This is a genomic window from Escherichia sp. E13S3 (genome assembly GCF_004212325.1).
Taxonomy (GTDB): Bacteria; Pseudomonadota; Gammaproteobacteria; order Enterobacterales; family Enterobacteriaceae; genus Escherichia.
In genome coordinates, this window is record NZ_RHJR01000017.1 from 181,134 (window position 1) to 195,925 (window position 14,792).

19 protein-coding genes are annotated in these 14,792 nt (G+C 52.5%); 17 read left to right on the forward strand and 2 right to left on the reverse strand.

Going from position 1 to position 14,792, the window contains the following annotated elements; all coding sequences use genetic code 11:
- Nucleotides 1-12: 12 nt before the first annotated feature.
- On the reverse strand, nucleotides 13-426 hold the full coding sequence (yedD, locus tag D9597_RS17185) for a lipoprotein YedD (RefSeq protein ID WP_064529329.1): 414 nt from the start codon (nucleotides 424-426) through the stop codon (nucleotides 13-15).
- Nucleotides 427-611: 185 nt separating this feature from the next.
- On the opposite strand from yedD, the gene yedE reads away from it, so the two are divergent.
- From yedE to D9597_RS17205, 4 genes are all read left to right on the forward strand, one after another.
- Nucleotides 612-1,817, forward strand: coding sequence for a selenium metabolism membrane protein YedE/FdhT (gene yedE, locus D9597_RS17190; protein WP_130223605.1), 1,206 nt, complete (start codon nucleotides 612-614; stop codon nucleotides 1,815-1,817).
- A complete protein-coding gene (gene yedF, locus D9597_RS17195) occupies nucleotides 1,814-2,047 on the forward strand; it encodes a sulfurtransferase-like selenium metabolism protein YedF (protein WP_000790504.1) in 234 nt (77 codons plus the stop codon). The genes yedE and yedF overlap by 4 nt, the downstream gene beginning before the upstream one ends.
- 189 nt (nucleotides 2,048-2,236) lie before the next feature.
- Complete coding sequence (locus D9597_RS17200) at nucleotides 2,237-2,641, forward strand: DUF1398 domain-containing protein (RefSeq protein WP_130223607.1); 405 nt, start codon at nucleotides 2,237-2,239, stop codon at nucleotides 2,639-2,641.
- A 402-nt stretch (nucleotides 2,642-3,043) separates the two neighbouring features.
- The gene (locus D9597_RS17205; protein WP_130223609.1) at nucleotides 3,044-3,523 is read left to right on the forward strand and encodes a GNAT family N-acetyltransferase; all 480 of its coding nucleotides are present in this window, start codon (nucleotides 3,044-3,046) and stop codon (nucleotides 3,521-3,523) included.
- A gap of 111 nt (nucleotides 3,524-3,634) precedes the next feature.
- On the opposite strand, the gene fliE is transcribed toward D9597_RS17205, so the two are convergent.
- Nucleotides 3,635-3,949: a flagellar hook-basal body complex protein FliE gene (gene fliE, locus D9597_RS17210; RefSeq protein WP_130216481.1), complete on the reverse strand. Its 315-nt coding sequence runs from the start codon at nucleotides 3,947-3,949 to the stop codon at nucleotides 3,635-3,637.
- Nucleotides 3,950-4,163: 214 nt separating this feature from the next.
- Here fliE and fliF point away from each other — a divergent pair, with 214 nt between their 5' ends.
- From fliF to fliR, 13 genes are all read left to right on the forward strand, one after another.
- Entirely contained in the window at nucleotides 4,164-5,822 is a 1,659-nt protein-coding gene (gene fliF / locus D9597_RS17215) for a flagellar basal-body MS-ring/collar protein FliF (RefSeq protein WP_130223611.1), read from the forward strand.
- A complete protein-coding gene (fliG, locus tag D9597_RS17220) occupies nucleotides 5,815-6,810 on the forward strand; it encodes a flagellar motor switch protein FliG (protein ID WP_032184453.1) in 996 nt (331 codons plus the stop codon). The genes fliF and fliG overlap by 8 nt, the downstream gene beginning before the upstream one ends.
- Nucleotides 6,803-7,489 carry a flagellar assembly protein FliH gene (fliH, locus tag D9597_RS17225; protein ID WP_130223613.1) on the forward strand — a complete coding sequence of 229 codons (687 nt, stop codon included), beginning with the start codon at nucleotides 6,803-6,805 and terminating at the stop codon, nucleotides 7,487-7,489. Before fliG ends, fliH begins: the two co-directional genes overlap by 8 nt.
- Complete coding sequence (gene fliI / locus D9597_RS17230; RefSeq protein WP_130223615.1) at nucleotides 7,489-8,859, forward strand: flagellar protein export ATPase FliI; 1,371 nt, start codon at nucleotides 7,489-7,491, stop codon at nucleotides 8,857-8,859. The genes fliH and fliI overlap by 1 nt, the downstream gene beginning before the upstream one ends.
- A gap of 21 nt (nucleotides 8,860-8,880) precedes the next feature.
- On the forward strand, nucleotides 8,881-9,324 hold the full coding sequence (gene fliJ, locus D9597_RS17235) for a flagellar export protein FliJ (RefSeq protein WP_130223617.1): 444 nt from the start codon (nucleotides 8,881-8,883) through the stop codon (nucleotides 9,322-9,324).
- On the forward strand, nucleotides 9,321-10,448 hold the full coding sequence (locus D9597_RS17240; protein ID WP_130223619.1) for a flagellar hook-length control protein FliK: 1,128 nt from the start codon (nucleotides 9,321-9,323) through the stop codon (nucleotides 10,446-10,448). Before fliJ ends, D9597_RS17240 begins: the two co-directional genes overlap by 4 nt.
- A gap of 104 nt (nucleotides 10,449-10,552) precedes the next feature.
- Complete coding sequence (gene fliL / locus D9597_RS17245) at nucleotides 10,553-11,017, forward strand: flagellar basal body-associated protein FliL (RefSeq protein ID WP_130223621.1); 465 nt, start codon at nucleotides 10,553-10,555, stop codon at nucleotides 11,015-11,017.
- 4 nt (nucleotides 11,018-11,021) lie between these two features.
- The gene (gene fliM / locus D9597_RS17250; RefSeq protein ID WP_130223623.1) at nucleotides 11,022-12,026 is read left to right on the forward strand and encodes a flagellar motor switch protein FliM; all 1,005 of its coding nucleotides are present in this window, start codon (nucleotides 11,022-11,024) and stop codon (nucleotides 12,024-12,026) included.
- Complete coding sequence (gene fliN, locus D9597_RS17255; protein WP_130223625.1) at nucleotides 12,023-12,436, forward strand: flagellar motor switch protein FliN; 414 nt, start codon at nucleotides 12,023-12,025, stop codon at nucleotides 12,434-12,436. Before fliM ends, fliN begins: the two co-directional genes overlap by 4 nt.
- A gap of 2 nt (nucleotides 12,437-12,438) precedes the next feature.
- Nucleotides 12,439-12,804 carry a flagellar biosynthetic protein FliO gene (gene fliO, locus D9597_RS17260; RefSeq protein WP_130223702.1) on the forward strand — a complete coding sequence of 122 codons (366 nt, stop codon included), beginning with the start codon at nucleotides 12,439-12,441 and terminating at the stop codon, nucleotides 12,802-12,804.
- Nucleotides 12,804-13,541 carry a flagellar type III secretion system pore protein FliP gene (fliP, locus tag D9597_RS17265; RefSeq protein ID WP_130223627.1) on the forward strand — a complete coding sequence of 246 codons (738 nt, stop codon included), beginning with the start codon at nucleotides 12,804-12,806 and terminating at the stop codon, nucleotides 13,539-13,541. The genes fliO and fliP overlap by 1 nt, the downstream gene beginning before the upstream one ends.
- 9 nt (nucleotides 13,542-13,550) lie before the next feature.
- Complete coding sequence (fliQ, locus tag D9597_RS17270; protein ID WP_000187358.1) at nucleotides 13,551-13,820, forward strand: flagellar biosynthesis protein FliQ; 270 nt, start codon at nucleotides 13,551-13,553, stop codon at nucleotides 13,818-13,820.
- Nucleotides 13,821-13,828: 8 nt separating this feature from the next.
- Nucleotides 13,829-14,614: a flagellar biosynthetic protein FliR gene (gene fliR, locus D9597_RS17275; protein ID WP_130216463.1), complete on the forward strand. Its 786-nt coding sequence runs from the start codon at nucleotides 13,829-13,831 to the stop codon at nucleotides 14,612-14,614.
- Nucleotides 14,615-14,792 lie beyond the last annotated feature (178 nt).

The following is a 14,792-nucleotide window of genomic DNA, read 5'->3' on the forward strand; positions in this document are numbered from 1 at the left end:
AGGGGAATTTCATTACGGCAGCGGCGTCGGTAACGGCGCTTTTTCCAGCGCGGCGGCACACTCTGCCGTCGGACGAGCCACGCGTTCCATCGTCATGCCATCATACTCAATGGTGTTACCGTCACGCTCAATCTCGTACAGCTCACGTTTCACAGTAACGTTAGTGAGAGAATCAGACATCAGCGTCAGCTTACCCGGTAACGCAATCACTCGCTGCCATTGACGGCAATCCAGGGTATCACCCTCTTTAGTGACAATCAGGCTACCAATCGCTTCCGGGCTGACCAGCGCACGTTGCGGCCCTTTGGTCTGCCAGTACCCTGCCAGCCAGTCTGGCGCGGGGGTTTTTACAACATTATTATAGTTTTCGACTTCGGCACAGCCCGCCAACAACATGAGTGCGCCTGCAATTGCGAGTTTTTTCATCATTCGTCCTGCATGAGAAGAAAAGTGGATTGTGGCATTAAAGCCCTGACGCTGCCAGCCTTTCCAGGCCCAAAGAGAAATTTGATCAAACTATTATTTTTGTGAATTATTGCCACGCAAATAAATTCTCCTGATGTATGATTCGCGACTCTTGTTTAAACCTTCTGAGTTCAGAGGCTACATACATGTCATGGCAGCAATTCAAACAAGCCTGGTTGATTAAATTCTGGGCGCCAATCCCTGCGGTCATCGCGGCGGGCATTCTCTCCACTTACTATTTTGGCATTACCGGCACCTTTTGGGCAGTTACGGGTGAATTTACCCGCTGGGGCGGTCGGCTCCTGCAACTGTTTGGCGTCCATGCTGAAGAGTGGGGCTATTTTAAAATCATCCATCTGGAAGGATCGCCATTAACCCGCATTGACGGGATGATGATTCTCGGTATGTTCGGCGGCTGTTTTGCCGCGGCATTATGGGCCAACAACGTCAAACTGCGCATGCCGCGAAGCCGTATCCGCATTATGCAGGCCATTATTGGCGGGATTATTGCTGGTTTTGGTGCACGTCTGGCGATGGGCTGTAACCTGGCGGCGTTCTTTACCGGCATTCCTCAGTTCTCGCTGCACGCCTGGTTCTTTGCCATCGCCACCGCCATCGGTTCATGGTTTGGCGCGCGCTTTACCCTGCTGCCTGTTTTTCGCATCCCCGTGAAAATGCAGAAAGTCTCTGCTGCCTCACCGCTGACGCAGAAACCGGATCAGGCGCGGCGCCGTTTTCGTCTCGGGATGCTGGTCTTTTTCGGCATGCTTGGCTGGGCGCTGCTGACGGCGATGAACCAACCAAAGCTGGGGCTGGCGATGCTGTTTGGTGTCGGCTTTGGCTTACTGATAGAACGTGCACAAATCTGCTTTACTTCGGCGTTCCGCGACATGTGGATCACCGGACGAACCCACATGGCGAAAGCGATCATTTTCGGTATGGCGGTAAGTGCCATCGGGATTTTCAGTTATGTACAGTTAGGCGTAGAACCTAAAATCATGTGGGCGGGTCCGAACGCGGTAATTGGTGGATTACTGTTTGGTTTTGGTATTGTGCTGGCGGGCGGCTGCGAAACGGGATGGATGTACCGCGCGGTGGAAGGCCAGGTGCATTACTGGTGGGTCGGTCTGGGCAACGTTATTGGCTCCACGATTCTGGCGTATTACTGGGATGATTTCGCCCCGGCACTGGCAACCGACTGGGACAAAATCAACCTGCTAAAAACCTTTGGTCCAATGGGCGGCCTGCTGGTGACATATTTACTATTGTTCGCTGCGCTGATGCTGATTATCGGCTGGGAAAAACGCTTCTTCCGCCGTGCGGCGCCGCAGACAGCTAAGGAGGTCGCATGAAAAATATCGTTCCTGATTACCGTCTTGATATGGTGGGTGAGCCCTGCCCTTACCCGGCGGTTGCAACCCTTGAGGCGATGCCGCAGTTAAAAAAAGGCGAGATCCTCGAAGTGGTCAGCGATTGTCCACAGTCGATTAACAATATTCCGCTGGATGCGCGTAATCACGGCTATACGGTACTGGATATTCAGCAAGACGGGCCGACCATTCGTTATTTAATTCAGAAGTAATCTTTTCTCCCGCTGTTTCAGGCAGCGGGAGTCACTTGCTACGAATACTCCGTTGTCTATTTTCCGTACCGCAGTTAGATTATTATTGATTCACACAGACACAGCATTAAGTGATCGGACCAGATTGAAGGAATAACACCGATCATGCAAACTACTCTCCCTCACAACTGACGAGAGATTATTTCCCTGATGGATCAGGTTGCTAATTTTCAAAAGATGTTTGAGCAAGTGAGAACGGAGCTAAACTTTTCCTGGTTTTATGCTGAGTTAAAACGTCATCGTATTGCACATTATATTTACTATCTTGCCACAGATAACATCAGGATCGTCACGCACGATGACAATGTTTTGTTAATCAGAGGGAGCAGAAGTCTATTAAAAGTCAGTGCCATCAAGGATCCTGAGCAAGTCAAAAAAGCAGCCCGGACTCACATTTCAAGACGGTCAACATTTCGGGAATATTGTATAACGCTTGCAAAGGCTGGTGTTTTTCGGTGGGTTACTGACGTCGGTGATAATAAGCGGCGTTACTATTCTATCGATAATACACTTTTATATATTGAAGATATCGAGAACAACAAACCACTTATTTAGCTGTTCTCGCCAGCTCAGGTCTGACAGTGGCTGGTTATTAATAAAATTTTCAATGATCGGTTCTGAAATAGCGATTAACTAACGCCTTCATGTTCATGCCTGTGACCATGTATTTTTCGTTGATGACAAAGAAAGCCCTGGAGCGCACCAGATAACAGGCGGAGTGAATCATCAAGCATCATCGTTCACTGTAGATCTCCCGGTGTGTCATACCCTATACACGCCCATCACTCGATGGGCATTCTGAAAGCAAGTTACTGCAAAGCTTTCTTCCAGCGATGGCTCCATACAATGGTGAGCGGTCATTTTTACAAACAGAACCGTGTCATAAGAAACATCTATTAGACAAAGATGTTTTCGCCTGTTGGTATGTTGTAATTAGACAACCAACAAGAAACAATCATGTTCACTGTCAAAACAGATGATCTCTCCCATCCTGCAGTACAAGAATTAGTGAATTACCATATTTCCGGTATGCAGGAACAATCTCCACCAGAAAGCATCCATGCTTTGGACGTACAAAAACTACGTGATCCGGCAGTGACATTCTGGTCAGCATGGGAAGGAGATCGACTCGCCGGAATTGGCGCGCTGAAGTTACTGGATGATGAACATGGCGAGTTGAAATCAATGCGTACTGCGCCAGACTTTTTACGTCGTGGCGTTGCAAATCTGATTCTACGGCATATTTTGCGGGTTGCACATGACAGACGCCTTCATCGCCTGAGTTTAGAAACAGGAACACATGCTGGATTTACGGCCTGCCATCAACTTTATCTCAAACATGGCTTCACTGCCTGCGAGCCCTTCGCTGATTATAAACCGGATCCAAATAGCCGTTTTATGACCTTGAACTTATGTGAAAATCATCAATTGTCATGACTGGTAAACCCACCAACTGCAGCAGGGAATGCTGATTATGCGTTTGCATTCACTAACCGCCGCCCCAGGTTTCGTAGGCCATTTTTTGTTTTATCGCCTCAGTTACAAAACCTACACCTGCATGGACATCATTTCCTGGTACGCCGCCACCAGCTTATTACGCACCTGAATCCCCATTTGCATTGAAACTGAGGCTTTTTGCATATCGGTCATCACATCGTTTAGCGCCACGCCGGGTTCACCGAGGGTGAATTTTTCTGCCTGGGTGCGGGCGGCGGTTTGCGTATCACTTATACGATTGAGCGCGGCATGAAGTTGTCCGGCAAAACTGATGCCAGGTTGTGGTAGTGATTCCTGCGCACGGGCACTCATCGCCGTAGCCTGTAACTGGCTGATAACCCCTTCAATCCCCTGTATGGCTGACATATTCATCTCCTGGATCATTTCTGGTAGCAGAGATTAACAGTAAGTCAATAAGATAAAGGCGTTAAATAACGATAAAAAACCGGGTTAATTGGCGCATAGAAAAAAATAAAACCACAAATAATGAGGCCGTCAATTTTTCGAGTTTGCTGACCCGGGAGTGCGTCTTGTTCCACTTTGCCAATAACGCCGTCTTTCATCTGCCGCGAGGTGCGCGATGAATACGACTGCAGCCCAGACAAAATCTCTTGAGTGGCTTAATCGCCTACGCGCGAATCCGAGAATCCCTTTGATTGTTGCTGGTTCCGCTGCAGTGGCAGTGATAGTCGCGTTAGTTCTATGGGCAAAAGCCCCTGATTACCGCACGTTATTCAGCAACCTTTCCGATCAGGATGGTGGCGCGATCGTCAGCCAACTGACGCAGATGAACATCCCCTACCGCTTTAGTGAAGCCAGTGGTGCAATTGAAGTTCCGGCGGATAAGGTCCATGAATTGCGTCTGCGTCTGGCGCAGCAAGGCTTACCTAAAGGCGGAGCGGTCGGCTTTGAACTGCTCGATCAGGAAAAGTTTGGTATCAGCCAGTTCAGCGAACAGGTGAATTATCAGCGAGCGCTGGAAGGCGAACTTTCTCGTACCATCGAAACTATCGGCCCGGTAAAAGGGGCGCGCGTGCATCTGGCGATGCCGAAACCGTCTTTATTTGTCCGTGAACAAAAATCCCCTTCCGCATCGGTGACTGTGAATTTATTGCCAGGACGTGCGCTGGATGAAGGGCAAATTAGCGCCGTTGTGCATCTGGTTTCCAGTGCAGTAGCTGGGCTGCCACCGGGTAACGTTACGCTGGTGGATCAAGGTGGGCATCTGTTAACCCAGTCCAACACCAGCGGGCGCGATCTCAATGACGTTCAGTTGAAATATACCAGCGATGTCGAAGGCCGCATTCAGCGTCGCATTGAAGCAATTCTGTCGCCTATTGTCGGCAACGGCAATATTCATGCGCAAGTCACAGCGCAGCTGGATTTCGCCAGTAAAGAGCAAACAGAAGAGCAGTATCGCCCTAATGGCAATGAGTCACAGGCAGCACTTCGTTCCCGTCAACTGAATGAAAGCGAGCAGAGCGGTTCCGGTTATCCGGGCGGCGTGCCGGGGGCATTGTCTAATCAGCCCGCGCCTGCAAATAACGCGCCGATCAGTACGCCTCCGGCAAATCAAAACAATCGCCAACAACAGACGAGCACCACCAGCAATAGTGGGCCGCGCAGCACACAGCGTAATGAAACCAGCAACTACGAAGTCGATCGCACCATTCGTCATACCAAAATGAACGTCGGCGACGTGCAACGTCTGTCTGTCGCGGTAGTGGTGAATTACAAAACGCTGCCGGATGGCAAACCGTTGCCACTGAGCGCCGAACAGATGAAACAAATTGATGATCTGACCCGCGAGGCAATGGGCTTTTCGGAAAAACGCGGTGATTCGCTCAATGTCGTCAACTCGCTGTTTACCAGTAGTGATGAAAGTGGTGGTGAGTTGCCGTTCTGGCAACAACAAGCGTTTATCGATCAGTTACTGGCTGCCGGACGCTGGTTGCTGGTGATACTGGTGGCGTGGCTGCTGTGGCGTAAAGCGGTGCGTCCGCAATTAATCCGCCGCGCTGAGGTGGTGAAAGCCGTTCAGCAACAGACACAAACTCGCCAGGAGACGGAAGATGCAGTGGAAGTACGCCTGAGCAAAGACGAACAACTGCAACAACGCCGCGCTAACCAACGTCTGGGGGCTGAGGTAATGAGCCAGCGCATCCGCGACATGTCTGATAACGATCCGCGCGTAGTGGCGCTGGTCATTCGCCAGTGGATAAATAACGATCATGAGTAACCTGACAGGCACCGATAAAAGCGTCATTCTGCTGATGACCATTGGCGAAGACCGGGCGGCAGAGGTATTCAAGCACCTGTCCCAACGAGAAGTGCAGACCCTGAGCGCGGCAATGGCGAACGTCTCGCAGATCTCCAACAAACAGTTAACTGAAGTACTGGCAGAGTTTGAACAAGAAGCCGAACAGTTTGCCGCACTGAATATTAACGCCAATGATTATCTGCGTTCAGTGCTGGTCAAAGCGCTGGGCGAAGAGCGTGCCGCCAGCCTGCTGGAAGATATTCTCGAAACCCGCGACACTGCCAGCGGTATTGAAACGCTCAACTTTATGGAGCCGCAGAGCGCCGCCGATCTGATTCGCGATGAACATCCGCAGATTATAGCCACCATTCTGGTGCATCTGAAACGCGCTCAAGCCGCCGATATTCTGGCGTTGTTCGATGAACGCCTGCGCCACGACGTGATGCTACGTATCGCTACCTTTGGCGGCGTACAACCTGCCGCGCTGGCTGAACTGACAGAGGTGCTGAATGGCCTGCTCGATGGCCAGAATCTCAAACGCAGCAAAATGGGCGGCGTGAGAACAGCAGCGGAAATTATCAACCTGATGAAAACTCAGCAGGAAGAAGCGGTTATTACCGCCGTGCGTGAATTTGACGGCGAACTGGCGCAGAAAATCATCGACGAGATGTTCCTGTTCGAAAATCTGGTGGATGTCGACGATCGCAGCATCCAGCGTCTGTTGCAGGAAGTGGATTCCGAATCGCTGCTGATCGCGCTGAAAGGTGCAGAACAGCCACTGCGCGAGAAATTCCTGCGCAATATGTCGCAGCGTGCCGCCGATATACTGCGCGACGATCTCGCCAACCGTGGTCCGGTGCGTCTGTCGCAGGTGGAAAACGAACAGAAAGCGATTCTGCTGATTGTGCGCCGCCTTGCCGAAACCGGCGAGATGGTGATTGGCAGCGGCGAGGATACCTATGTCTGATAATCTGCCGTGGAAAACCTGGACACCGGACGATCTCGCGCCACCACAGGCGGAGTTTGTACCACTGATGGAGCCAGAAGAAACCGTCACTGAAGAGGCCGAACCCAGCCTTGAGCAACAACTGGCGCAACTGCAAATGCAGGCCCACGAGCAAGGTTATCAGGCGGGGATTGCCGAAGGTCGCCAGCAAGGTCACGAACAGGGCTATCAGGAAGGTCTGGCTCAGGGGCTGGAACAAGGACTGGCGCAAGCAAAATCCCAGCAAGCGCCGGTTCATGCCCGGATGCAGCAACTGGTCAGCGAGTTTCAGATCACCCTTGATGCGCTTGATAGCGTGATTGCTTCACGCCTGATGCAGATGGCGCTGGAGGCAGCGCGTCAGGTGATCGGCCAGACGCCAACGGTGGATAACTCGGCACTGATCAAACAGATCCAACAGTTGTTGCAGCAAGAACCGTTATTCAGTGGCAAACCGCAGCTACGCGTGCATCCGGATGATCTGCAACGTGTTGATGAGATGCTCGGCGCAACCTTAAGTTTGCATGGCTGGCGCTTGCGCGGCGACCCGACCCTCCATCCTGGCGGTTGTAAAGTCTCCGCTGATGAAGGCGATCTCGACGCCAGTGTCGCCACCCGCTGGCAAGAACTCTGCCGTCTGGCAGCGCCAGGAGTGGTGTAATGACCACGCGCCTGACACGTTGGCTAACCACGCTGGATAATTTTGAAGCCAAAATGGCTCAGTTGCCTGCAGTGCGTCGCTACGGGCGATTAACCCGCGCCACCGGGCTGGTGCTGGAAGCCACCGGATTGCAACTGCCGCTCGGCGCAACCTGTGTCATTGAACGTCAGAACGGCACTGAAACGCACGAAGTGGAAAGCGAAGTGGTTGGCTTTAACGGTCAACGGCTGTTTTTAATGCCGCTGGAGGAAGTGGAAGGCGTGCTGCCCGGCGCACGCGTTTACGCCAGAAATATCTCCGGCGATGGGCTGCAAAGCGGCAAGCAGCTACCGCTCGGTCCGGCGTTATTAGGTCGCGTTCTGGACGGCAGCGGTAAACCGCTCGATGGTCTGCCCTCCCCCGATACGACTGAAACTGGCGCCCTGATTACCCCGCCGTTTAACCCGTTGCAACGTACACCGATTGAGCATGTGCTGGATACGGGCGTGCGCCCAATTAATGCCCTGCTTACCGTTGGGCGCGGGCAGCGTATGGGGCTGTTTGCCGGTTCCGGCGTCGGTAAAAGTGTGCTGCTGGGAATGATGGCGCGCTACACCCGTGCCGATGTGATCGTCGTTGGTTTGATTGGTGAACGTGGGCGAGAAGTAAAAGATTTTATTGAAAATATTCTCGGTGCCGAAGGGCGTGCGCGCTCCGTGGTGATTGCCGCTCCGGCGGATGTTTCTCCGCTCCTGCGAATGCAGGGTGCCGCCTATGCCACGCGCATTGCCGAAGATTTTCGCGATCGTGGTCAGCATGTGTTGCTGATTATGGACTCCCTCACCCGCTACGCGATGGCCCAGCGTGAGATTGCGCTGGCGATTGGCGAACCACCAGCCACCAAAGGTTATCCGCCGTCGGTATTCGCCAAATTACCGGCGCTGGTCGAACGTGCCGGAAACGGAATCAGCGGCGGCGGCTCGATTACCGCGTTTTATACCGTGCTCACCGAAGGCGATGACCAGCAAGATCCGATTGCCGACTCCGCGCGGGCGATCCTCGACGGTCACATCGTGCTGTCTCGCCGTCTGGCAGAAGCCGGACACTATCCGGCGATTGATATTGAAGCCTCAATCAGCCGTGCAATGACGGCGTTGATCAGCGAGCAGCATTACGCGCGGGTACGCACCTTCAAACAGCTGTTGTCGAGTTTTCAGCGTAACCGCGATCTGGTTAGCGTCGGCGCGTACGCCAAAGGCAGCGATCCAATGCTCGATAAAGCTATCGCCTTGTGGCCGCAGCTGGAGGGCTATTTGCAACAAGGCATTTTTGAACGCGCGGACTGGGAAGACTCTCTCCAGGGGCTGGAACGTATTTTTCCGACGGTGTGATTAAGCAGGAGATAGCAACAGATGGCAGAACATGGCGCCCTGGCGACCCTGAAAGATCTGGCAGAAAAAGAGGTGGATAATGCGGCCCGCCTGCTGGGTGAAATGCGTCGCGGATGTCAGCAAGCGGAAGAACAACTCAAAATGCTGATCGATTATCAGAATGAATATCGCAGCAACCTGAACAACGACATGAGTGCAGGAATGACCAGTAATCGCTGGATCAACTACCAGCAGTTCATTCAGACGCTGGAAAAGGCCATTACCCAGCACCGCCAGCAGCTTAATCAGTGGACGCAGAAAGTTGACATTGCTCTGAACAGCTGGCGAGAAAAGAAACAACGCTTGCAGGCCTGGCAGACCCTCCAGGAACGGCAATCCACGGCGGCCCTGTTAGCAGAAAACCGCCTCGTTCAGAAAAAGATGGACGAGTTCGCCCAGCGCGCCGCCATGAGGAAAACTGAATGATTCGTTTAGCGCCCTTGATTACCGCTGACGTTGACACATCCACATTGCCCGGTGCTAGCGCCACTGACACGGCACAGGATTTTCTTGCGTTGTTGAGCGGGGCATTAGCAGGAGATGCAGCACCAGGCAAAGCTTCGCCATTGCTTCAGGTTGCAGTGGATACCCCACACGCGCAAGGTAAAGAACGCGCCAACGAAATTCTGGCCGGGGTATTGCCGTCTGATTTACACATCGCTACTGACGAAACGCTGGCTGAAATAACCGCAGCACGACCCGATACAACGCCGCTGACGACGGCTCTGGTTAATACGCTGGCAGCCATGCCAGAAAAGGAAACGGTCGCCGACGATAAAACGGATGACCTTAATGAAGATGCTGTCGCCAGCCTGAGCGCCCTTTTTGCTATGCTGCCCGGTTTTGACAATCCCCCCAAAGTGACTGATGCGCCTGTAACAACGTTACCGACGCAGAAGCAAGCACTCTCAACAAAACTGACTACCGCGCAACTCGCAACAGCTCAACCTGACGACGCCCCTGGCGCGCCAGATCAGCCATTAACACCGCTGGTCGCTGAAGCCCAGAGTAAAGCGGAGATCATCAGCACGCCTTCACCTGTTACTACTGTCACCAGTCCGCTAATTACTCCGCACCAGACGCAGCCACTGCCCACCGTCGCAGCGCCTGTTTTGAGCGCACCGCTGGGTTCCCACGAATGGCAACAATCCTTAAGCCAGCATATTTCGCTGTTTACCCGCCAGGGGCAACAAAGTGCCGAACTGCGTTTGCATCCGCAAGATTTAGGCGAAGTGCAAATCTCCCTTAAGGTGGATGACAACCAGGCGCAAATTCAGATGGTTTCACCGCATCAGCACGTGCGCGCCGCTCTGGAAGCGGCTTTGCCGGTACTGCGCACACAACTGGCAGAAAGCGGAATTCAGTTGGGGCAGAGCAATATCAGCGGAGAGAGTTTTAGCGGTCAGCAGCAGGCAGCTTCCGAGCAACAACAACGTCCACGCACATCAGGCCATGAACGCCTGACAACCGAGGATGACGATGCATTGCCAGTTCCCACAACTCTCCAGAGAGTTTCATCGGGCAATAGTGGCGTCGATATTTTCGCCTAACGCCAGAGGTAACACCTTAATCCGCGTCTTTTCCCCGCTTTGCCACACTTAAGACGCAGGATAATTAGCCGATAAGCAGTAGCGACACAGGAAGACCGCAACACATGACTGATTACGCGATAAGCAAGAAAAGCAGGCGATCGCTTTGGCTCCCGATCCTGGTATTCATCACTCTCGCGGCCTGTGCCAGCGCGGGTTACAGCTACTGGCATTCGCAACAAGTGACCGCTGGCGACAAAGCACAGCAACGCGTCGTACTCTCACCTGTCTTCTATGCGCTGGACACTTTTACGGTCAATCTTGGCGATGCAGATCGCGTACTTTATATCGGCATAACGCTGCGGCTGAAAGATGAAGCCACCCGTTCGCGGCTGAGCGAGTATTTGCCGGAAGTCCGCAGTCGCTTGCTGTTACTGTTTTCGCGCCAGGATGCCGCCGTGCTGGCAACGGAAGAAGGCAAGCAAAAACTGATTGCCGCAATTAAAGCCACACTCTCCCCCCCGCTTGTTGCCGGGCAACCGAAACAGGATGTCACCGACGTGCTGTATACCGCTTTTATTCTGCGATAACGACATGGGCGATAGTATTCTTTCTCAAGCTGAAATTGATGCGCTGTTGAATGGCGACAGCGAGGTCAAAGACGAACCGACAACCAGTGTTAGCGGCGAAAGTGACATTCGTCCGTACGATCCCAACACGCAACGCCGGGTTGTTCGCGAACGGTTACAGGCGCTGGAAATCATCAATGAACGTTTTGCCCGCCATTTTCGTATGGGGCTGTTCAACCTGCTGCGCCGTAGCCCGGACATTACCGTCGGGGCCATCCGCATACAGCCGTACCATGAATTTGCCCGCAACCTGCCGGTGCCGACCAACCTGAACCTTATCCATCTGAAACCGCTGCGCGGAACAGGGCTGGTGGTGTTTTCGCCGAGTCTGGTGTTTATCGCCGTGGATAACCTGTTTGGCGGCGATGGACGCTTCCCTACCAAAGTAGAAGGTCGCGAGTTTACTCATACCGAACAGCGCGTCATTAATCGCATGTTGAAGCTGGCACTTGAAGGCTATAGCGACGCGTGGAAGGCGATTAATCCGCTGGAAGTCGAGTACGTGCGTTCCGAAATGCAGGTGAAATTTACCAATATCACCACCTCACCGAACGACATTGTGGTTAACACGCCGTTCCATGTGGAGATTGGCAACCTGACCGGCGAATTTAATATCTGCCTGCCATTCAGCATGATCGAGCCACTGAGGGAATTGTTGGTTAACCCGCCGCTGGAAAACTCGCGTAATGAAGATCAGAACTGGCGCGATAACCTGGTGCGCCAGGTGCAACATTCACAGCTGGAGCTGGTTGCCAACTTTGCCGATATTTCACTGCGCCTGTCGCAGATTTTAAAGCTGAAGCCCGGCGATGTCCTGCCGATTGAAAAACCCGATCGCATTATCGCCCATGTTGACGACGTTCCGGTACTAACCAGCCAGTACGGCACCATCAACGGTCAGTACGCGTTACGGATAGAACATTTGATTAACCCGATTTTGAATTCTCTGAACGAGGAACAGCCCAAATGAGTGACTTGAATAATCCGGCCGATGACAACAGCGGCGCAATGGACGATCTGTGGGCGGAAGCGTTGAGCGAACAAAAATCAACAAGCGGCAAAAGCGCGGCTGAAGCGGTGTTCCAGCAGCTTGGCGGCGGCGACGTCAGTGGAACATTGCAGGATATCGACCTGATTATGGATATTCCGGTTAAGCTGACCGTCGAACTGGGCCGCACACGAATGACCATCAAAGAGTTGTTGCGTCTGACGCAAGGGTCAGTAGTAGCGCTGGACGGTCTGGCGGGCGAACCACTGGATATTCTGATCAACGGTTATTTAATTGCTCAGGGCGAAGTTGTCGTAGTCGCTGATAAATATGGCGTGCGGATCACCGATATCATTACCCCGTCCGAGCGGATGCGCCGCCTGAGCCGTTAGTGATGAATAACCACGCTACTGTACAACCTTCCGCGCCGGTTTCTGCTGCTCCGCTCCTTCAGGTGAGCGGCGCGCTAATTGCCATTATTGTCCTGATCCTCGCGGCGGCCTGGCTGGTAAAAAGGCTGGGATTTGCTCCCAAACGTAATGGCACGAACGGGCTGAAAGTCAGCGCTAGTGCCTCGTTGGGGGCGCGTGAACGGGTCGTGGTGGTCGATGTGGAAGATGCGCGACTGGTGCTCGGCGTTACTGCCGGGCAAATCAATCTGCTGCATAAACTTCCCCCTTCTGCGCCAACGGAAGAGTTACCTCAAGCCGATTTTCAGTCGGTCATGAAAAATTTACTTAAGCGTGGCGGGAGAGCCTGATGCGTCGTCTCTTGTCTGCCGCACCGGCCCTTCTCTGGCTGTTTACTCCCCTCGCCTTTGCTCAACTGCCTGGCATCACCAGCCAGCCGCTGCCTGGCGGTGGACAAAGCTGGTCACTCCCGGTGCAGACGCTGGTGTTCATCACCTCGCTGACTTTTATTCCGGCAATTTTACTGATGATGACCAGCTTCACCCGCATCATCATTGTTTTTGGTTTATTGCGTAACGCTCTGGGAACGCCCTCCGCGCCGCCCAACCAGGTATTGCTGGGGCTGGCGCTGTTTTTGACCTTTTTTATTATGTCTCCAGTAATCGACAAAATTTATGTCGATGCGTATCAGCCGTTCAGCGAAGAGAAAATATCAATGCAGGAGGCGCTGGAAAAAGGGGCGCAGCCACTGCGTGAGTTTATGCTGCGTCAGACCCGCGAGGCGGATTTAGGGTTGTTTGCCAGGCTGGCGAATACCGGCCCGTTGCAGGGACCTGAAGCAGTACCGATGCGCATTTTGCTCCCGGCCTACGTGACCAGCGAGTTGAAAACCGCCTTCCAGATAGGCTTCACGATTTTCATTCCGTTTTTGATTATCGACCTGGTTATTGCAAGCGTGTTGATGGCATTGGGGATGATGATGGTTCCCCCCGCGACCATTGCTCTGCCGTTTAAACTGATGCTGTTTGTACTAGTGGATGGCTGGCAATTGCTGGTCGGTTCACTGGCGCAGAGCTTTTACAGCTAGAGAGGCCAAATGACACCCGAATCGGTCATGATGATGGGGACAGAAGCGATGAAAGTCGCGCTGGCACTGGCTGCCCCGCTGTTGCTGGTGGCGCTGGTCACCGGTCTTATCATCAGTATTTTGCAGGCCGCCACGCAGATTAACGAAATGACGCTGTCGTTTATTCCGAAAATCATCGCCGTATTTATCGCCATTATTATTGCCGGACCGTGGATGCTCAACCTGTTGCTGGATTACGTTCGTACCTTATTCACTAACCTGCCGTATATCATCGGGTAATCGATGTAATGTTGCAGGTAACAAGCGATCAATGGCTTTCCTGGTTAAGCCTGTATTTCTGGCCATTACTGCGTGTGCTGGCGCTGATCTCCACCGCGCCCATTTTGAGCGAACGCAGCGTGCCAAAACGGGTAAAACTAGGCCTCGCAATGATGATCACGTTCGCCATTGCTCCGGCAATCCCCGCCAACGATGTTGCCGTTTTTTCGTTCTATGCCCTATGGCTGGCGGTGCAGCAAATCCTGATTGGCATTGCACTTGGCTTTACCATGCAATTTGCCTTTGCCGCTGTTCGAACCGCTGGCGAAATTATCGGTCTGCAAATGGGGCTGTCATTTGCGACGTTCGTCGATCCTGGCAGCCATCTCAATATGCCCGTCTTAGCGCGCATTATGGATATGCTGGCGTTACTGCTGTTCCTGACATTTAACGGTCATTTATGGTTGATTTCACTGCTGGTCGATACGTTTCACACTCTACCCATTGGTGGCGAACCGCTGAACAGCAATGCATTTCTGGCACTCACCAAAGCAGGGAGTCTGATTTTCCTTAACGGGTTGATGCTGGCGTTACCGCTGATTACCCTGTTGCTGACCCTGAATCTGGCATTAGGTTTACTGAATCGCATGGCCCCGCAATTATCAATTTTTGTTATTGGTTTTCCATTAACGTTGACTGTCGGCATCTCATTAATGGCGGCATTAATGCCGTTAATTGCTCCTTTTTGCGAACATTTATTTAGTGAAATTTTTAATTTGCTGGCGGATATTATCAGCGAATTGCCTGTAATATGATTCCCTAATGTTTCTCTTGTTATCCTAAGGATTATCTGAAAAATAATACCAGCGAACATCTTCCAGGATACTCCTGTGGCGAAATATTTGTTTTAACCTCACTCACATATCGCAACATTTACTTTACTTTAAGACAATTCCAGGCAAATTATACAACGCTTTACGGGATAGTAAGTCC